The organism is Nonomuraea sp. NPDC049419 (assembly GCF_040676995.1).
Lineage (GTDB): Bacteria > Actinomycetota > Actinomycetes > Streptosporangiales > Streptosporangiaceae > Nonomuraea > Nonomuraea salmonea.
On the sequence record NZ_JBFAQB010000006.1, the window covers coordinates 95,419 to 119,163 of the forward strand.

Annotated in this window: 25 protein-coding genes; 14 read left to right on the plus strand and 11 right to left on the minus strand. The window is 70.7% G+C overall.

The window, feature by feature from the left end:
• Positions 1-23: 23 nt before the first annotated feature.
• The 3 genes from AB0K12_RS20130 to AB0K12_RS20140 all read right to left on the minus strand — a co-directional run bounded on the left by AB0K12_RS20130 (position 24) and on the right by AB0K12_RS20140 (position 2,979).
• Positions 24-758 (minus strand): SDR family oxidoreductase, encoded by a 735-nt coding sequence (locus AB0K12_RS20130; protein WP_364562971.1) that lies wholly within the window; start codon positions 756-758, stop codon positions 24-26.
• A 428-nt stretch (positions 759-1,186) separates the two neighbouring features.
• Positions 1,187-1,834 carry a response regulator transcription factor gene (locus AB0K12_RS20135; RefSeq protein ID WP_364562975.1) on the minus strand — a complete coding sequence of 216 codons (648 nt, stop codon included), beginning with the start codon at positions 1,832-1,834 and terminating at the stop codon, positions 1,187-1,189.
• On the minus strand, positions 1,831-2,979 hold the full coding sequence (locus tag AB0K12_RS20140) for a histidine kinase (RefSeq protein WP_364562978.1): 1,149 nt from the start codon (positions 2,977-2,979) through the stop codon (positions 1,831-1,833). The genes AB0K12_RS20135 and AB0K12_RS20140 overlap by 4 nt, the downstream gene beginning before the upstream one ends.
• Positions 2,980-3,097: 118 nt before the next feature.
• Here AB0K12_RS20140 and AB0K12_RS20145 point away from each other — a divergent pair, with 118 nt between their 5' ends.
• The 4 genes from AB0K12_RS20145 (at position 3,098) to AB0K12_RS20160 (ending at position 6,790) form a co-directional block, all read left to right on the plus strand.
• The gene (locus tag AB0K12_RS20145) at positions 3,098-3,634 is read left to right on the plus strand and encodes a hypothetical protein (protein WP_364562980.1); all 537 of its coding nucleotides are present in this window, start codon (positions 3,098-3,100) and stop codon (positions 3,632-3,634) included.
• Positions 3,635-3,696: 62 nt separating this feature from the next.
• The gene (locus tag AB0K12_RS20150; protein ID WP_364562983.1) at positions 3,697-4,323 is read left to right on the plus strand and encodes a TetR/AcrR family transcriptional regulator; all 627 of its coding nucleotides are present in this window, start codon (positions 3,697-3,699) and stop codon (positions 4,321-4,323) included.
• Positions 4,320-5,210 carry an ABC transporter ATP-binding protein gene (locus tag AB0K12_RS20155; protein WP_364562986.1) on the plus strand — a complete coding sequence of 297 codons (891 nt, stop codon included), beginning with the start codon at positions 4,320-4,322 and terminating at the stop codon, positions 5,208-5,210. The genes AB0K12_RS20150 and AB0K12_RS20155 overlap by 4 nt, the downstream gene beginning before the upstream one ends.
• Entirely contained in the window at positions 5,207-6,790 is a 1,584-nt protein-coding gene (locus AB0K12_RS20160) for an ABC transporter permease (RefSeq protein WP_364562988.1), read from the plus strand. Before AB0K12_RS20155 ends, AB0K12_RS20160 begins: the two co-directional genes overlap by 4 nt.
• 39 nt (positions 6,791-6,829) lie before the next feature.
• On the opposite strand, the gene AB0K12_RS20165 is transcribed toward AB0K12_RS20160, so the two are convergent.
• Positions 6,830-7,396: a TetR family transcriptional regulator gene (locus AB0K12_RS20165; protein ID WP_364562991.1), complete on the minus strand. Its 567-nt coding sequence runs from the start codon at positions 7,394-7,396 to the stop codon at positions 6,830-6,832.
• A 91-nt stretch (positions 7,397-7,487) separates the two neighbouring features.
• Between AB0K12_RS20165 and AB0K12_RS20170 the strand changes: the two genes are divergently transcribed.
• From AB0K12_RS20170 to AB0K12_RS20180, 3 genes are read left to right on the plus strand one after another with little or no spacing between them, the layout of a single operon-like run.
• Positions 7,488-9,419, plus strand: a complete 1,932-nt coding sequence (locus AB0K12_RS20170; RefSeq protein WP_364562993.1) for a fumarylacetoacetate hydrolase family protein — start codon at positions 7,488-7,490, stop codon at positions 9,417-9,419.
• A complete protein-coding gene (locus tag AB0K12_RS20175) occupies positions 9,416-10,009 on the plus strand; it encodes a DUF2867 domain-containing protein (protein WP_364562996.1) in 594 nt (197 codons plus the stop codon). Before AB0K12_RS20170 ends, AB0K12_RS20175 begins: the two co-directional genes overlap by 4 nt.
• The gene (locus AB0K12_RS20180; protein ID WP_364563947.1) at positions 10,009-10,419 is read left to right on the plus strand and encodes a DUF6463 family protein; all 411 of its coding nucleotides are present in this window, start codon (positions 10,009-10,011) and stop codon (positions 10,417-10,419) included. The genes AB0K12_RS20175 and AB0K12_RS20180 overlap by 1 nt, the downstream gene beginning before the upstream one ends.
• A 286-nt stretch (positions 10,420-10,705) precedes the next feature.
• Here AB0K12_RS20180 and AB0K12_RS20185 read toward each other — a convergent pair whose 3' ends face one another.
• The gene (locus tag AB0K12_RS20185) at positions 10,706-10,843 is read right to left on the minus strand and encodes a hypothetical protein (protein WP_364562999.1); all 138 of its coding nucleotides are present in this window, start codon (positions 10,841-10,843) and stop codon (positions 10,706-10,708) included.
• Positions 10,844-10,939: 96 nt separating this feature from the next.
• Here AB0K12_RS20185 and AB0K12_RS20190 point away from each other — a divergent pair, with 96 nt between their 5' ends.
• On the plus strand, positions 10,940-11,224 hold the full coding sequence (locus AB0K12_RS20190) for a hypothetical protein (protein WP_364563001.1): 285 nt from the start codon (positions 10,940-10,942) through the stop codon (positions 11,222-11,224).
• Between the two features lies 1 nt (position 11,225).
• Here the strand turns inward: AB0K12_RS20190 and AB0K12_RS20195 are convergent, their stop codons facing one another.
• Positions 11,226-11,633, minus strand: a complete 408-nt coding sequence (locus tag AB0K12_RS20195) for a hypothetical protein (RefSeq protein ID WP_364563004.1) — start codon at positions 11,631-11,633, stop codon at positions 11,226-11,228.
• Positions 11,634-11,742: 109 nt separating this feature from the next.
• Between AB0K12_RS20195 and AB0K12_RS20200 the strand changes: the two genes are divergently transcribed.
• Entirely contained in the window at positions 11,743-12,411 is a 669-nt protein-coding gene (locus AB0K12_RS20200; protein ID WP_364563007.1) for a helix-turn-helix domain-containing protein, read from the plus strand.
• A 6-nt stretch (positions 12,412-12,417) separates the two neighbouring features.
• Here the strand turns inward: AB0K12_RS20200 and AB0K12_RS20205 are convergent, their stop codons facing one another.
• From AB0K12_RS20205 to AB0K12_RS20215, 3 genes are all read right to left on the minus strand, one after another.
• Positions 12,418-13,023, minus strand: coding sequence for a flavin reductase family protein (locus AB0K12_RS20205; protein WP_364563010.1), 606 nt, complete (start codon positions 13,021-13,023; stop codon positions 12,418-12,420).
• Positions 13,024-13,087: 64 nt separating this feature from the next.
• A complete protein-coding gene (locus AB0K12_RS20210) occupies positions 13,088-13,693 on the minus strand; it encodes a TetR/AcrR family transcriptional regulator (protein WP_364563013.1) in 606 nt (201 codons plus the stop codon).
• Positions 13,694-13,702: 9 nt separating this feature from the next.
• The gene (locus AB0K12_RS20215; RefSeq protein WP_364563015.1) at positions 13,703-15,862 is read right to left on the minus strand and encodes an MFS transporter; all 2,160 of its coding nucleotides are present in this window, start codon (positions 15,860-15,862) and stop codon (positions 13,703-13,705) included.
• Between the two features lie 185 nt (positions 15,863-16,047).
• Here AB0K12_RS20215 and AB0K12_RS20220 point away from each other — a divergent pair, with 185 nt between their 5' ends.
• The 3 genes from AB0K12_RS20220 to AB0K12_RS20230 are packed head-to-tail and all read left to right on the plus strand — an operon-like array spanning position 16,048 to position 18,939.
• On the plus strand, positions 16,048-16,941 hold the full coding sequence (locus AB0K12_RS20220; protein WP_364563018.1) for a helix-turn-helix transcriptional regulator: 894 nt from the start codon (positions 16,048-16,050) through the stop codon (positions 16,939-16,941).
• Between the two features lie 10 nt (positions 16,942-16,951).
• A complete protein-coding gene (locus AB0K12_RS20225; RefSeq protein ID WP_364563020.1) occupies positions 16,952-17,635 on the plus strand; it encodes a hypothetical protein in 684 nt (227 codons plus the stop codon).
• Positions 17,632-18,939, plus strand: coding sequence for a hypothetical protein (locus AB0K12_RS20230; RefSeq protein ID WP_364563023.1), 1,308 nt, complete (start codon positions 17,632-17,634; stop codon positions 18,937-18,939). The genes AB0K12_RS20225 and AB0K12_RS20230 overlap by 4 nt, the downstream gene beginning before the upstream one ends.
• A gap of 115 nt (positions 18,940-19,054) precedes the next feature.
• Here the strand turns inward: AB0K12_RS20230 and AB0K12_RS20235 are convergent, their stop codons facing one another.
• Positions 19,055-19,651, minus strand: a complete 597-nt coding sequence (locus tag AB0K12_RS20235) for a DUF1707 domain-containing protein (protein ID WP_364563026.1) — start codon at positions 19,649-19,651, stop codon at positions 19,055-19,057.
• A gap of 131 nt (positions 19,652-19,782) precedes the next feature.
• On the opposite strand from AB0K12_RS20235, the gene AB0K12_RS20240 reads away from it, so the two are divergent.
• Positions 19,783-20,964: a cytochrome P450 gene (locus AB0K12_RS20240; RefSeq protein WP_364563028.1), complete on the plus strand. Its 1,182-nt coding sequence runs from the start codon at positions 19,783-19,785 to the stop codon at positions 20,962-20,964.
• Here the strand turns inward: AB0K12_RS20240 and AB0K12_RS20245 are convergent.
• Positions 20,954-21,541, minus strand: a complete 588-nt coding sequence (locus tag AB0K12_RS20245) for a VC0807 family protein (protein WP_364563031.1) — start codon at positions 21,539-21,541, stop codon at positions 20,954-20,956. The two genes, AB0K12_RS20240 and AB0K12_RS20245, sit on opposite strands and share 11 nt — an antisense overlap.
• Before the next feature lie 229 nt (positions 21,542-21,770).
• Here AB0K12_RS20245 and AB0K12_RS20250 point away from each other — a divergent pair, with 229 nt between their 5' ends.
• On the plus strand, positions 21,771-22,691 hold the full coding sequence (locus AB0K12_RS20250; RefSeq protein WP_364563033.1) for an MBL fold metallo-hydrolase: 921 nt from the start codon (positions 21,771-21,773) through the stop codon (positions 22,689-22,691).
• The last annotated feature ends 1,054 nt before the right edge of the window (positions 22,692-23,745 follow it).

Here is a 23,745-nt window from a genome sequence, read left to right on the forward strand (position 1 = left end):
TCCGGGAAGCACTGTACTCGCGATCACACCTGGCCGATGCCGCCGTCCACGGGGAGGTCGATGCCGGTGACGAAGCTCGAGTCGGCGGAGGCAAGGAAGAGCGCGGCGGTGGCGATCTCCGCAGCGTCACCGAGCCGCCCGATGGGCACCTGCGCGGCGATCCCCTCCTTGAACCCTGCCGGGAGGTCCGCGAACGCGGGGGTGTCGATCGCTGCGGGGCTGAGCACGTTGACCCGGATGCCGCGCTGCTTCAGGTCGGTGGTCCACGTGCGGGCGAACGACCGCAGCGCCGCCTTGCTCGCGGCGTAGACCGTCGTACCGGGACCGCCCTTGTCCGCCGCGCCCGACCCGATGAGGACGACCGAGGCGCCGTCGGACAGCAGCGGCAGCAGCTTCTGCACGGTGAAGAACGTCCCGCGCACGTTCACCCCGAAGACCGCGTCGAACGACTCCTCGGTCACGTCGTCGATGGTCTCGTTCCACGTCCAGACGCCGGCATTGGCGACGAGCACGTCCACCTTGCCCGCCTCGGCCGTCACGACCTCGGCCAGGCGGGCCACGTCGGAGACCCGGGCGACGTCACCGAGCACCCCGGTCACGCCGCGGCCCAGCGAGGCCACCGCCGCGTCGAGCCGGTCCTGGCGCCGTCCGGTGATGAACACGCGCGCGCCCTCCTCGACGAACAACCGCGCCGTCGCCAGCCCCAGCCCCGACGTCGCACCGGTGACCACCGCGACTTTCGCGTCCAGCTTCGCCATATCGCTCCCCGCATCGTCAAGCTGAGTCTGCCCTCAACTTTGTCCGCTGCTCACTGTAGCGAACTTGAGGCAACCCTCAAACTGGGCCGTCACCCGCCGGCTGGTCAGATTTCGGCGCTGGACGTCGTGCGGACGCCGACAGCGAGGGGACGGCGATGACCGCCCTCAGCCGATGGCTGGCCGCCACACTTCAGGAATCCGGCCGCGAATAGCCGCGAATAGCCTCAAAGATCACCAACGGCATCCCGAGCCGCCGTGACCCGCTGAGCTCAGCGCGAGCGGTACCACTGGGGCGGTGGCCGATGTTGTGGTGTGCGGCCGCATCGCCTGGCCGGCACCGTGCCGCAGGAGCTCACGCGCTACGTCGAGGCGCCGAGACCGGGGCGCCGAGACCGCGTTTGACCGGCACGGGGACGGTGCGGGGCGATTCACGCGCGGCCATGTTCGTAGGCCCAGGCAGCGATGCCCACGCGGTTGCGTACCCCGAGCTTGCGCTGGACGTTGGCCACGTGGGTCTTGGCGGTGCCGACCGAGATGAACAGCTCGGCGGCGATCTCGGGGTTGGACCGGCCGCCAGCGACAAGCTTGACGATCTCAAGCTCGCGGTCGCTCAGCGGTTGCTCGCCCGGTACGCCGGTCCGGGTGGGCGACGGGGTGAGATGGCGCAGCAGGCGTACGGTCACCGACGGGCTGATCAGCGCGTCGCCGGCGGCGGCCGCTCTGACGCCCTCCACGAGGAGCGCCGGCCCCGCGTGCTTGAGCAGGAAGCCGCAAGCTCCCGCGCGGAGCGCGGCGTGCACGTACTCGTCGAGGTCGTAGCTGGTCACGACGATCACCCGCATCGGCGCCGCCGTCTCAGGGCCGGCCAGGCAGCGGGTGAGTTCGAGCCCGTCCATGCGCGGCATGCGGATGTCGGCGACGACCACGTCCGGTCGCAGCTCGCGGGCGAGGGCGAGCGCGGCCAGGCCGTCCGGTGCCTCGCCCACCACCTCCAGGTCCGGCTGGGCCGCGAGGATCGTGCGGAAGCCGCGCCGGACGGCCGGCTGATCGTCGGCGATCAGAACCCGGATGGTCATGGGAACACCGCCTTCACCACCCAGCCGCCGCCGGCGGCGCGGCCAGAGGTGAACTCGCCGCCCAGCGCCTGCACCCGCTCGGCCAGCCCCGCCAGGCCGACGCCGGCGCGTTCGGCGAACGGCAGGCGCAACAGGGCCTGGCCGCGTGCCTGGTCGTGCGCCTGGTCGTGCGCATGGTCGGCGACGGACACGACGACCGCTCCGGTCTCGTCGCTCACCTGGATGGCCACGCTCGATCCGGCCGGCGCGTGCTTCCTGACGTTGGTGAGCGCTTCGACGACGATGCGGTAGATCGTGGTTCCGACCTCGCGCGGTACCGGGCCGGACGGTTCGACACGCATCTCGGTGTCGGGGAAGCCCGCGTCGGCGAAACGCCGCACCAGGTCGGGCAGGCCGTCAAGTCCGGGCAGGGGCTCGGCTGAGGCGCTGTCGCCCTCCAGCTCGCGCAGCATGCGTACGGTCCGGTCCATGGAGGCGAGCGCTCGCGCGCCGTCCTCCTCGATCGCCCGCAGGGCCACCGCGGCCTCGGCCGGATCGCGGTCGAGCAGGATCTGCGCCGCCTGTGCCTGGATGACGATGGCGCTGACGTCGTGAGCGACGAAGTCGTGCAGGTCACGGGCCAATTGCAGGCGCTGGGTGCGGCGGGCCTGCGTGACCGCGTCCACCCGGCGCCGGTCGAGGGTGCGCAGATAGGCGCCGAGACCGACCGCGCCCGCCGTGCCGATGGACCAGAAGAGGGTGAGGGCGACCGCGTCGAGACCCGAGGGCGGCGGCTGGGTGATCTGCAACCCCAGCAGCGCTTCGGAGATCGCGGCCACTCCTACCGCCGGGGCTGCCTGCCGTACGGCGGACCAGCGCACGGTCAGCGTGATGAGCGTGAGCACGGCGATCGTATGGACGTAGGTCGATGGGCCGCCGGGGATGCCCGGATCGGCCAGCCAGACGAGCGTGCACATCGCGCCGACCGCACCAGTGGTCGCCGTGATCGCCGCAAGGAGAGGGCGTGCCTTCGGCCACCAGACGAGCGACATGGCCGCGACCGTGAGCAGCGCGGGCACGGCGACGAGCGGGCTCGGGAGCGGCCGGAGGACGAGTGTGAGCGCGAGCGCGCCGGCCACGGCCGGGCCGCCGGCGAGGAATCTCATGACGGCACCTTAGAGCAGCGGTCCGCGGCGGCGAATCAGCCGATCGGCAGATGTGTTCCGCGGCCGGGCGGCACAGTCTAAGTCCCGGTCATCCGCGACAGTCCTGGAGGTAGAAACGATGACGATCAACTTGCTGCACAAGGCTCCGGCCGCCAGCGACACCGAACGCCCCGTCCCGCGCTGGGCGCTGCGTGCCGCCTACGCGCTTCCCTGGCTGCTGCTCCCTTCGTGCCTGTGGAGGCTGCCGTTCGCCTTTCACTTCGAGATGGGTCAGCTCAGCGACGCGCCGGTGTCGCCGTTGTGGCTCACCATCCCGTACGTGTTCGGGCTCAGTGTGCTCACGGAACTGGCGGCACTGCTCAGCATCGGTCTGGTGCGCCGGTGGGGCGAGGTGGTGCCGGGCTGGATCCCGGTCATCGGCGGCCGGCGTGTGCCGCCGATGGCGGCGGTCATCCCCGCCGTGGCCGGTGGGCTGCTCCTGAGCGTGGTCTCGGTGTGGATGGTGCTCTCCTGGGTCGGGGTCTTCGGGCACATGACGTATGAGAACGGCTGGTGGCAGGCGCTGGCCATGGCGTGCATCAGTCCGCTCGCGCTGTGGGGCCCGCTTGTGCTCGCCCTGGCCTACGCCTACCACCGGCGCCGCCACCACGCCTGAAGCGCCCTGCGCGGCGTTGAACGCTTGCATGATGAGCAATACATTTGTATAGACTCTTGGGCGTGCGACCAATCACTGAAGAGGATCTGACGACGCGTGCGCGCATCCGCGACGCGGCGATGACGTTGTTCGCTGAGCAGGGGGTCAAGGCCACCACGATCCGCGGGATCGCCGAGGCCGCCAGGGTCTCGCCGGGCCTGGTGCAGCACCACTTCGGCAGCAAGGAGGCACTCAGGCACGCGTGCGACGAGTACGTCCTCGGCTACCTGCGCGACCAGGTCACCGCGGGCGTCACCGACCGAGGTCTGGACAAGCCGGAATTCATCGAGAACGTTCACCGGACCGCGCCGCCCCTGATGAAGTACCTCGGCCGCGCCCTCGTGGACGGCTCCCCGGCAGCCGCCGCGATGTTCGACGAACTCGTCCGTGTGACGGAGGAGCATCTCGCCGACGACGAGCGGCCCGAGGCCGATCACCGCGCCCGCGCGACCGTGCTGACAGCGATGAAGCTGGGCATCACGGTGCTGCACGAGCACGTCTCCCGCGCGCTCGGCACGGATCTGTACGGCTCCCGGGGCGCGCTGCGCGTCGGCAAGGCCCAGCTCGACCTGATCAGACCGGAATTCCTCGGCCGCGAACTGTTCGACCAAGCGCGGACGGGCCTGGAGAAGCTCGAGGGACAGCAATGAACGCCGCAGTGCACGCCGACGGTCTGGTCAAGACCTTCGGCCAGGCCAGGGCCCTGGACGGGCTCGATCTCACCGTCAAGACGGGCGAGGTGCACGGCTTCCTGGGCCCCAACGGCGCGGGGAAGACCACCACGATCCGTATCCTGCTCGGCCAGATGCGCGCCGACGGCGGCCGGGTCGCGTTACTCGGCGGCGACCCCTGGCGCGATGCCACCGAGCTGCACCGGCGCCTGGCCTACGTGCCGGGCGACGTCACCCTGTGGCCCTCGCTCACCGGCGGGGAGGTCATCGACCTGCTGGGCAGGGTACGCGGCGGCCTCGACCCGAAACGCCGCGCCGAGCTGCTGGAGCGCTTCGAGCTCGACCCGCGCAAGAAGTGCCGCACCTACTCCAAGGGCAACCGGCAGAAGGTGGCCCTGGTGGCAGCCTTCGCCTCCGACGTGGAGCTGCTGATCCTGGACGAGCCCACCTCCGGCCTCGACCCCCTCATGGAGGCGGTCTTCAACGACTGCGTCCTGCGCGAGAAGCGCGACGGCCGTACCGTGCTGCTGTCCAGCCACATCCTGTCGGAGGTGGAGACGCTGTGCGATCGCGTCAGCATCATCCGCGCCGGCCGCGCCGTCGAGTCCGGCAGCCTGGCCGACCTGCGCCACCTCACCCGGACCTCCGTCACCGCCGAGCTGATCGGGCCGGCGCCCGGCCTGGCCGCCCTGCCCGGCGTACACGGCCTGACCGTGGACGGCGCCCGGCTGCGCTGCCAGGTCGACGGTGATGCGCTCACCTCGGTGCTCGCTGAGCTGGCCCGGGCGGGCGTACGCACTCTGACCACCCAGCCGCCGACGCTGGAGGAGCTGTTCCTGCGCCACTACGAGGGAGCCGCAAGATGACCGGCACCATGACCGGCACGGGGACACTGATCCGGCTCATCCTGCGCAGGGACCGCGTGCTGCTGCCCGTGTGGATCGCGATCACCGCGCTGCTTCCCGCGAGCATCGCCTCTGCCACCACCGACCTGTACCCCGACCAGGCCGCCCGCGACTCTTTCGCGGCGGCCTCGGCGAGCAACCCCGCGCAGCTGGCCATGCGCGGCACCATCTATGACGCGAGCGTCGGCGGCCTGACGGCGTGGACGCTCGGCTCCTCTCTCGCGCTGTTCGGCGGGCTCATCAGCATCCTGCTGATGATCAGACACACCCGCGTCGAGGAGGAGACCGGCCGGCGCGAACTGCTGGCCTCGGGTGTCATCGGCCGTCACGCCCCGCTGGCCGCGGCGCTCGTGGTCGTGCTGGCCGCCAATCTGCTGCACGGTCTGCTGTCGGTTCCCGCTCTGGTCGCGGGCGGGCTGCCCGCGGGTTCCTCGCTGCTGTTCGGGCTGTCCACCGCCGCGGGCGGCTGGGCTTTCGCGGCCGTGGCCGCCATCACCGGGCAGCTCACCGCGTCCTCCGGTACGGCGCGCGGCATCGCGATCGCCGTCGGCGGCCTGCTGTTCGCGCTGCGCTCGCTGGCCGACACCGGCGGCATCGGCTGGCTGGCGTGGCTGACGCCGTTCGGCTGGGTCCGGCTGACCAAACCCTACGCCGGCGACCATTGGTGGGTGCTGGGGCTGATCGCGGCGTTCGTCACCGCGCTGGCGGCGGCCGCGTTCGCGCTGTCCGCGCGGCGGGACGTGGCGGGCGGCCTGATCCCCGCCCGCCCCGGACCCGCCGAGGGAACGTTGCCGGGCGCGTTCGGCCTGGCCGCTCGCCTGCATCGCGGCACCCTGGCGGGCTTCGCGATCGGTTTCGGAGCGCTGGGCGCCCTGCTCGGAGTGGCGGCGCGCGGGCTGAACGCCCAGCTGGACACGCCGCAGTTCCGGGAGCTGGCCGCGACCCTCGGTGGAGCCGAAGCCCGGCTCTCGGATGTGTTCTTCACCTTCGTGATGTACGTGCTCAGCCAGCTTGTCGCGGGGGCGGCCCTGGTGTCGGCACTGCGCGCCCGTGGCGAGGAGGCGGCGGGCCGGGCCGAGCTGCTGTTGTCCACCCCCGTCGGCCGGCTGCGCTGGGCGCTGAGCCACCTGGTGTTCGCCGTCATGAGCCCGGTGCTGCTGTTGGCCGTGCTGGGCGCGGCGGCGGGGCTCACCTTCGACGGCGACGTGGCCCGCGTGACCGGGGCGACGCTGGCCTACCTGCCGGCGGTCTGGATCGTGGTCGGGTTCGCGATGCTGCTGTCGGGCCTGCTGCCACGGCTGGCGGCTGCCGTGAGCTGGACCGTGCTGGGCCTCTTTCTGGTTGTGGACTTGCTGGCGGAGTTCAAGCTGGCCGACGGGATCGTCCTCGACCTTTCGCCGTTCGTGCACGTGCCGGCGATGCTTCTGGGCAGTGTCTCGTCACCAGTAGCGCCACTGCTGGGGCTGACTGCGGTGGCCATCACCCTGACCACTGCGGGGCTGGTGTTCCTGCGCCGCCGCGACCTGATGCCCTCGGCCTGAAGATCTGATGCCCGAGCCTCGGCCTCGGCCTCGCCGGCATCAGGCGAGGCCGAGGCTCGGGGGCAGCAGGGCGCGGATCGTGGCCTGGACGGCCTCGAGGTCGACTGCTTCGGGCGCCACCCGCCACTGTGCGTGCACGCCGATGACGGTCCCCACGAGCAGGACCGTGAGCGCCTCCGGAGTCGTGCCCGGGGGTGCCGGGTGTGCGGGGATCCGGGTCTGTACCCCCTGCCGCAGCGCCGCGTGCAGGCGTGCGTAGTGTTCCCGGATCGGGGAGCCGGTCTCCACGGCTTCGGCGAGCAGGGTGATGAACAGGCGGGTGGCCGGTAGCCGGATGAAGTCCATGACCTGGTTCAGCGCGTCGCCCGCCGCGTCGGACGGGGGGAGGCCGGTCAGGACGGCGTGGAGCTGGTCGTCGAGCACGGCTTCCAGCAGGCCCAGCTTGTTGCCGAAGTGCCAGGGGATGGAGCCGCGGCTGATGCCGGCCTGGTCGGCGATGTCGATGAAGCTCGTCCGCCGGTATCCCTTCTCGGCGAAGAGCTCGGCGGCGGCCGCCACCAGGAGGCGGCGGCTCTCCTGGGTCCTTTCGTCACGTCGCGTGGCCATGGGCTCCATCTAACCAGGTATGCCAGAAAGCAGAGCATATGCCGTCCGATATAGCCTATGTTGGCCAACATAGAGATGAGGAGGTTCGCTCATGCGCTGGGTGACCTATGCGACCAGCACCGGTGACCGCACCGGCGTGCTCAGTGAGGACCTGATCCACCCGGCCCCGCCGGGTGTCAACCTGATCGAGCTGATCAGCCAGGGTGCCGACGAACTGCGCGCGGCCGGGGAAGCCGCCTTAGCCTCAGGCGAGCGACCGGTCCCGCTGGCCGGCGCCATGCTGCGCGCGCCGATCCCGCGCCCCCCGTCCGTCCGCGACTGCCTGTGCTTCCTCGAGCACATGCGCAACTGCCAGCACGCCTCCGGCGCGCCCCGCACGCTCAAGGACACCTGGTACGAGATCCCCGCCTTCTACTTCGCCTCCCCCGCGACGATCGTCGGCCCGTACGACGACGTGCCGATCTCTCCCGGCAGCGCCTGGTTCGACTTCGAGCTGGAGATCGCCGCGATCATCGGCCCCGGAGGCCGCGACCTCACCCCCGAGCAGGCCGAGCAGCACATCATCGGCTACACCATCTACAACGACTGGTCGGCCCGCGACCTGCAACTACGCGAGTCGCCGATGGCGATCGGCCAGGCCAAGGGCAAGGACGGCGCCACCACCCTCGGGCCGTTCCTGGTCACCCCCGACGAGCTGGCGCCCTGGCGTCGCGGGGGCCGGCTCGCCCTGCGCGTCGAGGCCAAGGTCAACGGCCGCACCATCGGCTCGGGTCGTACCGACGCCATGGACTGGAGCTTCGGCGAGGTCGTCTCCTACGCCTCCCGGGGCGTCGACCTGCTGCCCGGTGACGTGTTCGGCTCGGGCACCGTGCCCGGCTGCTGCCTCGTCGAGCACCTGTCGCTCACCGACCCGGCCTCCTTCCCAGGCTGGCTGCGGGACGGCGACGTCGTCGAGCTGGCCGTCGATGGGCTGGGCGCGACCCGGCAGACGGTACGCGGGTCGGCGGCGCCGTACCGGCTGGCGCCCCGGCACAACCCGGACCGGCGGCCGCCGCGCCCGCGCGTCAACCGCGCCCCGTCACGGCTGCCCTACACGCGCGGCCTGCACGAGGTCGGCGCGGACGTGTGGGCGTGGCTGCTGCCCGACGGCGGGTACGGCTGGAGCAACGCCGGCCTGATCGCGGGCGACGGCGCGTCCCTCCTGGTCGACACCCTGTTCGACCTGCCGCTCACGGCCGAGATGCTCGCCGCCATGCGCCTCGTCACCGACCGGCACCCGCTCACCCATGCCGTCATCACGCACGCCGACGGCGACCACACCCACGGCAACCAGCTACTGGCCGAGAGCGTCGAGATCATCGCCGCGGCGGCGACCTGCAACGAGATGCGGCACGAGATGCCGCCGGAGATGCTGACCGCCACTCAGGTCGTGGACATCGGCCCGGCGACGCCCTACTTCCGCGAGCGCTTCGGCGCCTTCGACTTCAGCGGCATCCGCCTGCGGCTGCCCGACCGTTCCTACGAAGGGGAGCTGATCCTGGACGTCGGCGGCCGCGAGGTGCGCGTGATGGACCTCGGCCCGGCCCACACCGCCGCCGACTCGGTCGTGCATGTACCGGACGCGGACGTGCTGTTCGCAGGCGACCTGCTGTTCGTCGGCTGCACCCCGATCGTGTGGAGTGGCCCGATCAGCGGCTGGATCGCCGCCTGCGACCAGCTGATCGCCACCGGCGCGGCCACGATCGTCCCCGGCCACGGCCCGGTCACCGACCCCGACGGCGTGCGTGCGGTACGCGGCTACCTCGCCCACGTGGTCGAGCAGGCTGACGCCGCCCACGCTGAGGGCCTGTCCTTCAGCGAGGCGATCGAGAAGGTCGACCTGGGCGAGTACGCCACCTGGCTGGACGCCGAGCGGATCGTGGTCAACCTGCACCGCCGCTACCGCGAGCTCGCCCCCGCCGCCACCCCCGACCTCGACCAGCTCACACTGCTGGCCATGATGGCCGAACGGCATCTGTCATGAGACTCCCCAAGTCCGCGCACACGTCCCTCCCGTGGCGCATTCACGAGCTCACGCGGGACTTCTCGGTCGAGGACGTGTGGTCGTTCCGCACGCCGGGAGCCGGACCCGGCGACTTCCCGGCGATGCTCGAGGCCACGCGGGCGGCCGGCGGGCCCGCGGCGCTGAGGGGGCCGGCGCGGTTCCTGTTCGCCCTCCGATGGCGGCTCGGCGCGCTCTTCGGCTGGGACAGGGTGTCGTCAGGCCTCGGCAGGCGGGTCACCTCGATCCGCGACCGCCTGCCGGACGACCTCCGCGCCGCACCGCGTGGCCCGGAGAGCGCTTCCCTGCCCCTCCGGCCGGTGTACGAGCTGGAGCGGGAGTCCGCGCGCGAGCTGGCGAACGGGACCGTGCACGCCGTGATGCACCTCGGGTGGGTGCCGGGCGCAAAGGGCGACCACGAGTTGCGGATGGCCGTCCTTGTCAGGCCCAACGGCCGGTTCGGGCGTCTCTACCTGGCCGCCATCGCTCCGTTCCGGTACCTCGTCGTCTACCCGGCCCTGACCCGGCAATGGGAGCGGGCCTGGCGCGCCCACCTGAGGAGGACGTCGTGATGAACACCGAAAGGCGGTTGCTCCGCTGGGCGGCCGGAATCATGCTCGTGCTGGGGATCGGGCACCTGTCCCTGCTGACTCTCATCAGTCGGGAGGATGTCGCCGGCTGGGTGGAGCGTGGGCTGTGGGCGGCCGTCCCGCTCCTGTCCGGCGCGGAGGGGAACCTGGATGATCAGGTCGCCTTCTGGGCCGGTCCTGGCAGTTTCGCCGTGCCGCTGATCCTCCTGGGCTGCCTGGTCTGGCAGCTCGCCGGACGGGGGGTGGCCGTGCCGGCCGGGATCGGGTGGGGGCTTGCGGTGTGGTGCCTGGTGAGCGGGGTGCTGCTCGTTCCGTCACCGTACTTCGTCGGGGCCATCGCCGGGGTACTGATCATCGTGGCGGGGCGGAGGTCATCCAGGGGTCCCGCCTAGGAGTGGAACAGGTAGTCATCGGCTCGCGCCGGCCGAACGACGCCTGCGGCCTGTCCCGGCGATCATCTGGCACCGAGATCAGGAGAACGGGCCGGCGCGCTTGCCACGCTGCGGTGCGAGTCCACATCCAGGGAGCCGGCGGGCGCCCTCGTCTCGCCCCGCGTGAGCTCGTTGCGGTGCGCCGCCTTCCTGTGGAGGACCAGCTCCCGTGGGCTCACCGTCTCGGCGCGACGATCCGGCTCGTTGCGATGGGCCACCGTGACGATCAGGGCCGCCGCCAGCGCGGTCAGGACGGCCGTCGCCGCGAGCGCGCGAGGGCGGTGAGAACCAGCACCGTCAGCACGAATACCTGGATGGAGTGCAGGCCGATGAAGTGGGGAACGCGCAGGTCGCCGCCTGTGGTGCTCCAATTCGTGATCGACATGCCGCCACCGTCCGGCGCCCCGACCCCGTGTCCGCCCACCAGGGGAGCCGGGCTGCCGTAGGCGTCCTGGACCGTACGGGGCGGCCGGCGGCCGGGGTGCTGGAGGCCGCCGGATCGGCTGCGTGCGGCATCACCGAGCCGATGCACCGGCGATGCCGCACGCCATGTCACCCGGCGGCCGCTCGGCATCAACGTGGCAGCGCAGGATGCGGTCGCCCCGCTCAGGCGTTCCGGCTCGGCATCCCGCGTCGCCTCTATCCGAAGGACCTGGCCGACGACACGATCGGGCACGTACCGCCGATCTTCATGGCGTTCCGCACCTTGTCACGGCTGCGCCGCTTCATCGGCCTGGGCGTCCGCCCCGAGCACATGGCCGCATGACCTAGCCGTTGGCCTGGGTCACGGCGGCCACGATCTCGGGCTTGTCCGACTGCAGGCTGCCGCGCCATCCGACGTTGTGCAGGGGGTACTCGTTGATCAATACCAGCACTTCCGCGGTGTCGGCGATGCCCTCGTAGGCGCCGGCGATGGCCGCCTCGATCTTCCGCACCACCTCGCGCTTGGCGTCCAGCCGGTACAGCTCGGGCGCCTCCAGCGTGCAGACCGGGCGCACCGGGTCGGCGCCGACCCGCCCGTCCTGGGAAACGTTCTCCGCCGGGTATTCGCGCACCCAGCCCCGCGTGTCGGGGATGCGGTACGCCCCGTCGAGCGCCTCGGTGATCTCCTTGAGCATCTTCCGCTTCGCGTCCGGCGACGCGCCCTCAGGGGCGTCGATGGTGAACACGGGCATGTGCCGCCTCCTTGTTGTCCGTTCAACCGGACTTGGACAGTAGCAGTAACTACTTGGAAATTCCAAGTTGCTAGATGGCTTCTCCTATGAGGTGCGCTAGCATCGCTCTGTGGCGGGCAAGCGGAAATACGACGACGGGTGCGCGGTCGCGCACGCCCTCGACCTGGTCGGCGAGCGATGGGCGCTGCTGGTGGTCAGGGAGCTGCTGCTGGGGCCGAAGCGATTCACCGACCTGCAGGCCGGGCTGCCCGGGGTGAGCACCGACATCCTCACCCAGCGGCTGCGCGAGCTGACCGCGGCCGGGGTCGTACGCCGCCGCCGGCTGGCCAGGCCGGCCGCGTCCTGGGTCTATGAGCTGACCCGGTGGGGTGCCGAGCTGGGGCCGATCGTGGTGTCGCTGGCCAGGTGGGGCGGCCGTTCGCCGGGCCTGCGGCCTGACGCGCCGATCGGGGTCGACTCGGTGCTGCTGTCGCTGGAGGCGCTCTTCGACGCCCGCGCCGCAGAAGGGTTCGCGGCGACCCTCGGCCTCCGCATCGGCGAGGACGACTTCACGGTGACCGTCGCCGATGGGCGCATCGCGGTCAGCCGGGGCGAGCCTGACGATCCCGGCGCCACGCTGGCCACCGACCTGGACACCCTGCTCGCCCTGCTCCGCACCGACCGGCCCCTCGACGAGCTGCTGGACGGCGGCACCGCCAAGGGTGATCGCGGGCTCATCGAGAGGTGGCGGGCGCTGTTCCCGCTGCCGGAGCCCGTTCCCGTCGAGGACCGCACATAGGGGTGCTCAGCGGGCGGGCTCCTCGTACGGGATGCGCGCCAGGTGCAGCACCTCGCCGAGCGTGCCCCACTGGTCGCCGCCCAGCTTGGTCAGGGGGCGGAGGCGTTCGGCGTTCGGGCGGCCGTCCACGAGGTATTCCTGGTGCACGGCGGCGAGGAAGACGCGGCCGAAGACCAGGGTGGAGTTGCCCATGCGCAGCGTCGTGTGGGAGCGGCACTCCAGGACGACGGGCGAGGCGGCCACCCGGGGTGGGCGTACGAGGCGGCTGGGCTCGCGTTCGATGCCCACCATGTCGAACTCGCTGACCGTGCGCGGGACGTCGGTGGCGGTGTCGCGGATCTGGCGCATCAGCGGCTCGGAGCTGAAGTTGACGACGAACTCCGGCGTGTCCTCGACGTTGCGCAGCGAGTCCTTGCGGCCGATCGAGGTGAACTGCACGATCGGCGGGTCGGTGCTGGCGATGCTGAAGAAGGAGTGCGGGGCGAGGTTCTCGACGGCTCCGTCCGGGGTGATCGTCGAGATCCACGCGATCGGCCGTGGCACGACCACGGAGGTCAGGAACCGGTAGAAGGCGTCCCCGCCCAGCTCATCGGGGTCGAAGTCGACGCGCATGGCGTCCAGTATTCATCGGGTCCCCCCGCCCGGCGCGGTCGCCACGCGGGGGGACCCGATGACGTCAGGCGCCGGCCGAGGTGGTGCCACCGCTGGTCGTGTAGACCTCCAGCAGGCGTTCGACGCCGTGCAGGAACGTGTCGCTGATCAGCTCGGGGTCGAACAGGCAGCCGGCCGCCATCGCGCCGTCGCGCATCATGACGAAGTGGCGTCCGGCGGGCTCGGCGCCGTCCTCGCGGATCTGGGCCAGCAGGCCCGTGACGGTGTCGAGGAACCACTGGCGGTGGGCGATCACGGCCTTGCGCACCGGCGACTCGGGGTCGGGGTATTCGGCGGCGGCGTTGAGGAACGCGCAGCCGCGGAAGCCCTCCGACTGGATGCCCTGGGCGATGGAGCGGCTGATGGCGAGGATCGCCTCGGCGGGCGGCAGGCCGGCGGCGGCCTCTTCCGCGGGTGCCCGGATGGCGCGGTCGACCCCGCTCAGGTAGGCGAGGACGAGCTCCTCCTTGCCGGGGAAGTGCCGGTAGAGGGTGGCCCTGGTGACCTGGGCCTCCCCGACGATGCGATCGATACCGACGGAGTGGATGCCCTCCGCGTAGAAGAGCCGGGTGGCCGTGTCGAGGAGCCGGGACCGCGCTTCGGACGGCCGGCCTTCGGTTTCGGTGCGCATGTGACCATCCTAGTGGGTAGACCGTTCGGTCTTGACAGTTTGCCAAACGAGGAGGAGTCTAGGCAAGACCGAACGTTCTGTTCTGGCGAGTCGATCCCGCGTGCGCGGCCTCCTCGTCACCTCTTCGCTGTGTAAAGGACCACCATGAGCTCCATCGCCGCCTCCCCCAGCCTCTCCGGGACCGCGTCCGCACTGCGGCGGCTGTACTTCGTCCGGTTCGCCTTCGCCATCGTCTGGGCCCTCGTGATGTTCACGACGGCCGCGAACCTGGGCCCGCTCGCGGTCACCCTGCTGGTGCTCTATCCGCTCTTCGACGTCGGCGCCGCCATCGTGGACGCCCGCTCCTCGCGCGCGACCGGCTCCCCTGCCCTCCTGTACGTGAACGTCGCCGTCAGCTCGATCACCGCCATCGGCGTGGCCATCGCGTGCGCCTCCGGCATCCCCGCGGTGCTGCGCGTCTGGGGCGCCTGGGCCATCGTGGCCGGTGCGGTGCAGCTCATCGTGGCCGTGCCGCGGCGCAAGATGGGCGGCCAGTGGCCGATGATCCTCAGCGGCGGCATCTCGGTGCTCGCCGGCGCCTCGTTCATCCTCGGCGCCGCCGCCCCCGACCCGACGCTGGCCAACGCCGCCGGTTACGCCATCCCGGGCGGCGTCTTCTTCCTCATCTCCGCCTTCCGCCTCGGCCGTACCGCCAAGCGCAAGCACTGACCGTGGATCCGGCCCTGCGCGCCAGGGTCGGAGCCCGTGGAGATCCTGGACTGGGACTACGCCCGGCCCGGGCCCCGGCTGCACGATGCCACCGCCACCTCTTCGGGTGGAGACGGCTACGACGCCGAGCACGACGTGCAGAGCGCTCGCCACCGCGGCGACCACGTGCAGGCCGGCGACGAAGGCCGTCTTCGCCTCTGTGGCCAGGGCCGGCGCCAGGTCGCGCAGGTGCAGGGTCTCGTCGAGGGTGGGGGCCAGGTCCGGGCCCTGGAGGCGGAAGACCAGGGCGGCGATTGAGCCGAGCAGGGCGATGCCGAGGGCGTTGCCCAGCTCGTTGCTGGTCTCCGCGATCGCGCCCGCCGCGCCCGCGCGCTCGACGGGGACGGCGTCGACGGCGGTGTCGGCGACGACGCTGAAGCTGATGCCGTAGCCGATGCCGGTGATGACCGTGGCGGTCACGTACCAGCCGATGCCGCCGGTGATCGCCGTGGGGAGCAGGAACAGCAGGCCGCCCGCGATGAAGAAGTGGCAGACGATCAGGGCGGTGCGCTTGCCGATGCGGTCGACCACGAAGGGCGTGACGACGCACGTGACGGTCAGGACGACGGCGCCGGGGATCGCGAGCAGGGCCGCGTGCAGGACGCTCAGGCCGAGGACGGACTGAAGGTAGACGCCCGCCAGGTACGCGGTCGCCGACCACGCCGCCAGCGGCAGCAGCCCGGTGACGATCGCCAGCGAGAAGAGCCTGTCGCGGAAGAGCGAGAAGTCCATCAGGGGCCGCCGGAGCTGCGGTTGCCTGCGGGCGAACCAGGCCAGGAGCGCCGCCCCGGCGATGCCCGCGATCACCGTGCTGCTGGATAGGCCCTCAGTGGCGGCCGCCTTTACAGCGTAGATCACGAGCAAGAGGCCGAGGGCTGAGGTCACGACGCTGAGCGCGTCGATGCGGCCTGCGCGCTTCGTGCGCACCTCGCGGAGCAGGCCGGGTGCGAGGAGCAGGAACAGGGCGACGACCGGCACGTTGACGAGGAAGACCGAGCCCCACCAGAACCGCTCCAGGACGAGACCGCCCACCACCGGGCCGATGGCGAAGCCGGCGGCGAACGCCGCGGCGAAGACGCCGATCGCCTGCGCCCGGCGCCGCGGGTCGGCGAACAGCTCGCTCAGCACCGCCAGCGCCGACGGGAGGAGGGTCGCGCCCGCCACTCCCATCAGGGCGCGGGCGGCGATGAGGAGCCCGGCGTTCGGCGCGAAGGCCGCCAGGGCGGAGCCGATGCCGAAGACCGTGGCGCCGATCATGAGCAGCTTCAGCCGGCCGTACCGGTCGCCGAGGTTGCCGAACGCGATCAGCAGGGAGCCGACGGCGAAGCCGTAGCCGTCGAGGATCCACAGGGCCTGGTCGGCGGTGGGCATGAGGGCCTGGCTGATCCTGGGCATCGCCAGGAAGAGGATGGATCCGTCCATGGAGACGAGCAGGACGGGCCCGAGGACCACGATGAGGCCGAGCCAGGCTCGCAGCCCTGGTGCATTGTGCTGTTGCGACATGTCCCTGACTGTCGGGCCGGGGCCGGATCGTCAGCCATCCCCCTGCCATGGGTGCACCTGACAGGGTCACCCACGCGGGAGCCGGGCCGCCTACGATCGGTCGCATGGAGAGTCTGGGAGCGTTCCTCAAGCGCCGGCGTGATCTGGTCACGCCGGAGATGGCCGGGCTGCGGACGTACGGGACCACGCGCCGCGTCCCCGGGCTGCGGCGAGAGGAGCTGGCCCAGCTCGCGGGGGTGAGCGTCGGCTACTACGTCCGGCTGGAGCAGGGGCAGGCCGAGAGCGCCTCCGAGCAGGTGCTGGACGCCCTCGCGCGGGTGCTGCAGCTCGACCCGATCGAGGCCGTCCACCTGCACAACCTCGCCCGGCAACCCGGCAACCCGTATCTGTCCGAGCCTCCTGCCGAGGAGCCGCACCCCCGGGTCATCGCGCTCCTGGAGTCTCTGGGCGAGGCGATGCCGGCGATCGTGCTCGGCCGGCGGGGCGACGTGCTCGCCTGGAACCGTACCGGTCACGCGCTCATGGCCGAGCACGTCCCGTTCGAGGCGCCGCAGGAGGCGGCGCGGCGCCCGTCCGTTCCCCGGATGTTCTTCCTCGACCCGTTCACCCGCGACCTGCATCGCAACTGGGACGAGCTGGCCCGCGTCCACGTCGCCTACCTGCGGCTCACAGCGGGGCGGTTCCCCACCGACGCGCTGCTGGCGAAGCTGATCGGTGAGCTGACGATGCGGAGTGCCGAGTTCGCGACGCTGTGGGCGGAGGGTGAGGTGGCCGACTGCACGGTCGGCACCATGCACCTGCGGCACCCCACCGTCGGGGCGGTCGGCGTCAGCTATCAGGTGTGGTTGCAGCCCGACAGCCCCGATCACCGGCTCGAGGTCTACACGCCGAACGATGCCGGGTCCGCCGACGCCCTGCGGCTTCTCGCGCATCGGAGCGTCGAATCGTGCTCAGGTGATTTCCCGCAACGAGCGGCGGAGCACGGTTTCGCGCGTTAACGTGCACGGCATGCTGGTCATCTCTCTGCAGGCCATTCTGGAGGAGGCGCTGGCGGTCGGGCGCTTCAATACGGGAAATGTCCGGCATTTGCCCGATCTGCTGCGGCCGGAGAACATGCGGCAGCTGCGGGAGTATTCGGCGGTCTTCTGTTTACTGGCCTTTCATCCCACCGGGGACGCCGCCGTCGCCGACTACGTACGTTCCGGCACGATGGCCGATGACAGCGGGCCCAACGTGCTCGTCCTGTTCACGCTCGACCGGCCCGCACCGATCGCGGTCCCGCTCGGGCCTGACGCGTTCGGGCAGTGGGCGGAGCTGGATCGAGGGGCCAATCCGGCGAATCACATGATTCGCACGCTTTTCGCTGGTTCCCGGGTGCCGCCGCTGCCCGGTCTCGCCGTCTTCCTCGATCTGTCCGAGGACACCGAAGGGTTCTATCTGCCGCTGGGGCATCTGGCGTCAGAGCATGAGGTACGCACGTTCCTGCGCGAGGCGTTCGCCGACATCGACCACCTCGCCACCACCGGCAAGCCCGGCAGGCTCCTCGACGACCTCGGCGTGGTGTGGACGCGGCGCGGGCTGGCGTACGAGCGGACCGGCCGCAGGCCCGTACGCGAATGGCTGATCGAGGGCTTCCGCACGGCGAGGGAGCACTACGGCGACATCGTCGGCACGATCGGGCTGATGGGATGATCGACATCCGGTGGCAGGCCCGGGAGACGCCGCCCGGCGCCGAGACGCTCATGGGCGTCCTCGGCGAACTGATGCAGGAGGCGTTGTTCGCCGGCACCTGCGATGCCGTGCTCGGCCCGTCCCGCTTCCCGGGCGGCGACCTCCAGGGCCGCATCCCCCGGCACATCGTGACCGTCCGGCTGGCCGAGGCACTGGAGCGGGCGATCGGGCTGGAGTTCGCCCCGTCCATGCGCATCCCGTTCCTGTGGCTGGCGCGGCGGGGCGGGGGCGAGCCGGGCGGTTACCTGCCGGCCTCCGTCGATTTCCCGCCCTCCGGCTGGGCCATCGATCTGCTGGCCCGGTGGGAGGCGCACGACTCGGTCAGACGGTCCTGGGCCCCGGACGCCCGCGATGGCAACAGCCGCGTCCTGGAGTCGGCCCGCCTGCTGCGGGCGGCCCTCTTCCATGCGCTTCAGACGGACGATCCGTCGGCGGCCGTCCGTTATGTCGTGGACGTGGTGGAGTGCGGGTTGTGCCGGGACGTCACGGGGGCGGCGCGGGCCATCACCCTGCTGCTACGGGTGCGGTCCGGGGGCGGGACGGCCGAGGAGATGGTCCGGACCTTCTTCGACGGGCGGCTTCCGGGCACCTTCCACGAGTGGATGACCACCCCCTTCGCGCAGGCCGATCCCGCGCCGCGACCCCTTTCCTCTGAGGCGTCCTCGCTGGTCGGGATGCTGGTGGAGCGGGCGTTCCGCCTGCTGGAGGAGGCTCGGCGAACTGACGGGTTCGACTCCTGGTTCATCGCGCTGACCAAGGCCGAGAGCGTCATCCAGGGCACCCTGTACGTCCTGCAGTGGAGCATGCCCCGCATGCCGCTGGGGCTGCGGGCCGTGCACGGGCAGTTGTCGGAGCTGGACGCGCACTACAGCGGGATGGTGGCGAGCCTGCGGGTGGCACGTGCGCCCGTCATGGAGTCGGTCGTCGCGCACAGCCGTGGGCTGGCCGGCGTCTTCCGGGCCAAGGGCGACGTGAGCGGGGACCGGTTCGCCCAGGAGGCGCTGCTCATCCCGCGTTTCCTGCTGGAGGAGCCCTTGACGGACGGCTGGCGCGAGCCCGGCCACCGTACGGCGTCCATGCTGCCCAGGCCGGACGGGCTGCGGGAGCGGCTCTTGCCCGAGCAGGCCGTCGTGCTCGCGCCGGACGACCCCTCCACCTGGCAGGCGCTGGGCTCGCTGTTGCGGGAGCGGGACGCGCCCTGGGCCGGTCAGGTGTGTGATCACCTGGCGGGGGTCGCGGCCGAGCGGGCGCGCCCACGTGCCTGAGACGACCGCGCGCGCGGTTCGGATTGGCGAGCGCACAGCTCTACGCTCCCGCCGCGCAGCGCTTCAAGAGGGTCAGCGCTCTTTGGCGAGCGCACGGCGTACGGGTGCCGGGGGGTCAGCGCTCCTGGAGGCGGCGCAGCTTGCGGCGTTCCCAGCTGTTGGGGTGGCGGATGACCACTCCCCCGGCGCCGCCGCTGCCGGCCAGGCGGATCAGCGGGGTCCTGGGCAGCCGGTCGGGCGTGGTCTTGTCCCTGAAGCCGCCCAGACCGGGATTCATGCGCGAGGTCTCCGCGATCCAGCCGTCGGGGATGACGATCGTGACGCCGGCCATCTCGCCGTGCACCTCGATCTGCACCTCGGGCAGCCGGCACTCGGTCTGGGAGAAGTCGAGCTTGGCGGCGCCCATGCCGCCGTACACGATGATGCGGCCCGGCACGTCCCAGCGCCCGGTGCGCGTGACGCCGTGCATGCCGCCCTTGAGGACCAGCGGCTCCTGATCGACCGGGACCTCCGGCGGCAGGTCGGCGGTGAGGCGCTCGAGATCGCCGTACGTCTTGGCGTTCAGGGCCGCGCTCAGCCGCACGTCCAGCTCTTCGAGGTCGATCCGGCCCTCGGCCGCCGCATTGTTCAGCTGTTCCACCACCGCTTCGCGCTCGTCATGCGAGACGCGCCAGTCGGCACGGCGGACAGGTTCCGGGGGGCCAGAAGTCATAGCCCGATACTACGGCGATCCGGCACAAGTCCGGGCGGCCCGTCCCAGCTATTCGGCGTTGCTAAGTACTGGTAGTCAGTGATACTTTCTAGCGGTACCTAGCAACACGAAGTACTCTTCTAAGGACGATCATGCACACGTTGCCGTCGATGCCCGCAGAACGCCCGTCAGGGTGCCCGTTCGACCCGCCCAGGGAACTGCTCGAAGCCCGCGAGCACGGCCCGATCAGCCGGTTTCCCTTCCCCGACGGGCACCAGGGGTGGCTGGTCACCGGTTTCGACCTGGCCCGGCAGATCCTGGCCGACCCCCGGTTCAGCTCCCGTAAGGAGCTCATGCGCCACCACCCGCTCGTCGACTACGGCGACATCGAGGTGCCCGAGGCGCCGCCCGGCGAGTTCCTGCTCATGGACGAGCCGCGGCACGGCCGCTACCGCAAGCCCCTGGTCGGCAAGTTCACCGTGCGCAGGATGCGGCAGCTCACCGAACGCGTCGAGCAGATCACCGCCGAGCACCTCGACGCCATGGAGCAGGCCGGTCCCGGGGCCGACCTGGTGACCGCGTTCGCCAAGCCCATCCCCGCCATGGTGATCTGCGAGCTGCTGGGCGTCCCGTACGAGGACCGGGACCGCTTCCAGGAGAACATCGACGCGTTCCTCGGCGGCGAGGCCGGCGACGACGAGCTGATCGCGGCTTATGTCGCGACCCAGCAGTACCTCGCCGAGCTGGTGGCCGCCAAGCGCGCCCACCCCACCGACGACGTGCTCAGCGACCTGCTCGACGGCGACCTGACCGACGAGGAGCTGCAGGGCATGGCCCTGATCCTGCTGTCGGCCGGCTTCGACACCACCGCCAACATGCTGGCCCTCGGCACCTTTGCCTTGCTGCGCAACCCCGACCAGCTCGCCGCCCTGCACGCCGACCCGGCCTCGGCCGTCGAGGAGCTGCTGCGGTACCTGTCGGTGGCCAAGCAGTTCTTCCGGGTCGCGCTGGAGGACGTGGAGCTGGCCGGCCACACCATCGAGGCCGGCACGATGGTCATCCTGTCCCTCAGCACCGCCAACCGCGACCCCGACCGCTTCCCCGACCCCCACACCCTGGACCTGCGCCGCCAGGACGGCGGCCACCTGGCCTTCAGCCACGGCATCCACCAGTGCCTGGGGCAGCAGCTCGCCCGGGTGGAGCTGCGGGTCGCGTTCCCCGCACTGTTCAACCGCTTCCCGACGCTGCGCCTCGCCGTACCCTCCGAGGAGGTGGCTCTGCGGCCGGAGATGGCCGACATCTACGGCGTGAAAAGCCTGCCCGTCACCTGGTGACCCGGCGGCCGCGGTACCAGAGCACCCAGACCGCGAGCAGGGCGAGGGTGGCGACGTGCAGCGCCATCGACAGGCCCGCCATGGTGTCGATGGGCAGCAGGTAGATGAGGACCACCCGGACGACGGCGTCGAGGAGCAGCCCCGTTCCCATGACGAGGCTCAGCGTGGTGACGTGGCGGCGGAGGGCGGGCTCGGTACGCCACCGCTCCTCCCAGCACTCGGCGTCGTTGAGCCGGCGGATGACGGCGTACACGACGGGCTTCCCCATGACGCAGGAGCCCACGAGGAGCAGGCCCGCCGCGCCGGCCAGGATCGACTCCTTGGCGAGCAGGATCCTGGGGTCGCCGGTGAGCAGCGACGCGGCGAGCAGCAGGACGAAGGTGGCGCTGACGAGGGCGGCGAGGCCGTCCAGCCTGCGGCGTGCGGCGGCGACGCAACCCACCCTCGCCAGGGCGGCGAGCCCGCCCACGGCCAGGGCAGGGAGGGCTTCGAGACCGAGCGCGCGGCAGAGGTAGAAGATCACGGCGGGCAGGCCGACGTCCCACAGCAGGTCCTTGATGAGCTGACGTTTGTCCATGTGCATGGCACCTCCTAGATCACGTCCGGTGACGCTAGTGGCGCTTCTGCGGAGTGTCCTCAACCCGCGGCATGAGTCCGCGTGGATCTCCACCCTGAGGTGGAGATCGTGTCCGACCTGGCTTGATATCGACTCCCTTATCGGTCGGCGATGAAGATCGCTATTGGACATGCGGAAACGAGGTCTGCTTCGCTGTCCGGACCGTCGTCGAGAAAGCAGGTATTCGTTCATGCCGTCCCGTCGTACCGTGCTGGCCACCGCCGCCCTGCTCCCGCTGGCGGGAGGCGCGCGCCCGGCATCGGCCGCGCCCAAGACCGCGCAGGACTATTACGACCGCGCGGCCAAGCTCGCCGGCGACGACCCAGTGCTGAAGGCCCTGGTCAAGGCGCTCTCCCCCGGTCTGCAGATGCCGGACGTACAGCCCGTCAAGCCGTTCAAGATCTTCGACGACGTCGCGGTGGTCGGCACGACGTTCGTCCAGGCCACGGCGTTGCTCACGTCGAAGGGCGTCGTCCTCATCGACGCGATGGGTTCACCGGACGACGCCAAGAAGATCATCGTCCCTGGTCTGCGTGATGTGGGCGTGAACCCCGCCCACATCAAGTACGTCGTGGCCACCCACGGTCACGACGACCACTTCGGCGGCGCGCAGTGCCTCGCGGACACGTACGGCGCCCGCGTCATGATGCACAAGGCCGACTGGGACCTCATCGCCGCCGAGCGCCCCGAGCACGCCCCCAAGCGCGACCTGGAGATCGCCGACGGCCAGAGGCTGACCCTCGGCGACACCACGATCGTCTTCCACCACACGCCGGGCCACACCTCCGGCACCGTCTCGCCCGTCTTCCCGGTCCGCTGGAAGGGCCGCCGCCACACCGCGATCCTGTGGGGCGGCACCAACCCGCCCGCCACGACGGCGGCCAAGCGCACGTACCTGTCCTCCGTACGTACGGCCGCCGTCGCGATGCGCAAGGCCGGCGTGGACGTCGAGCTGAACAACCACGGCGGCGCCGACTACGGCCTGACCCGCATCGAGCAACTCCGCGCGGGGGCCACGAAGAACCCGTTTATCATCGGCCCCGCCAGGACGCAGCGCTTCATGAAGGTCATGGAGACGATGCTGCGCGGCCGCATCCTCGAGGACCAGTAGCGGCCAAGGCTGGTGTCGTGGCCATTGTTGCTGGCCTCAGCTATTCAGCCGGGGCGGTAGTCGTGCTCTAGAACACGAGAAAAGGTTCCCCTGATATGCAAGGATTCGGGTGTCGAAGCGCGACCGGAGGCCCAGGCTGACATCACCGCCGATCAGCAGGTATTAAGATTGGCGACCGGAGCGGCCACCTCTATTCCTAGAATTTCCTTGACCGCCTCGTACTCACGTTTCGAGATGCCGGATAAATATTTCGCCTCGACGACCTGTTGCGACTACGGTGAAGAAGACCGGGACCACTTGTGGCACTGTACGCAGAACCAACTGGTCCAACGGCACCGCAGACAATCTCTACGTCACCAATGAGCGCGCCGGGACCAAGTGCGACGGTGGCGACAGCGGTGGTCCCGCTTTCATGGGAGGCCCGGCTACAGGCTTCACCGCATATGGCATCGTCGTCGGAGAGGGCGCCCTCGCGGGTGAGACGGGCCTGTACTGCGCGTACAGCCACGTGGCGGTGTACCGCGACGCCTTCGGCTACAGGATCTGGAATCGAGAATAAAGGGACAAGGAGTAGCGTGGGGGGCCTGGATCGCCCTATAGGACGATCCAGGCATCCCACGTCAGAAGGGTTGTCCCCGTGAGACGACTATCCGCAGCCGCTGCTACGCTCGCGGCGGCCGTGAGTTTAGTGGCCTGCACCGCAGACGCCCACCAAAGTGGATCATTCGCGACCGCCTTGCCTACGCTGTGCCCGTCGAGCAAGGTGTGCCATGCTGTTATCGGCACTGACCCGCTTATCGCTGTCTATCAGGGGGAGTTCTACTCCACCTTGATGCCGTTGACGGCACGGCTCGAGTGGGTGGAAGGTGAGTCGTGCCTTGTGATGACGAGGCATGGCGATCACTATCGGCAGTTCAGGACGCTGGTTCCGCTGTGGCCCGAGGGGACGAATCCGGTCCGGGCATCAGACGGCAGGCGAGGCGTCGAAATTCCCCACGTTGGACAGATCTTCGAGGGCGCATTGTTCACGGCGGTCGGCTCGGACTATCCGCCT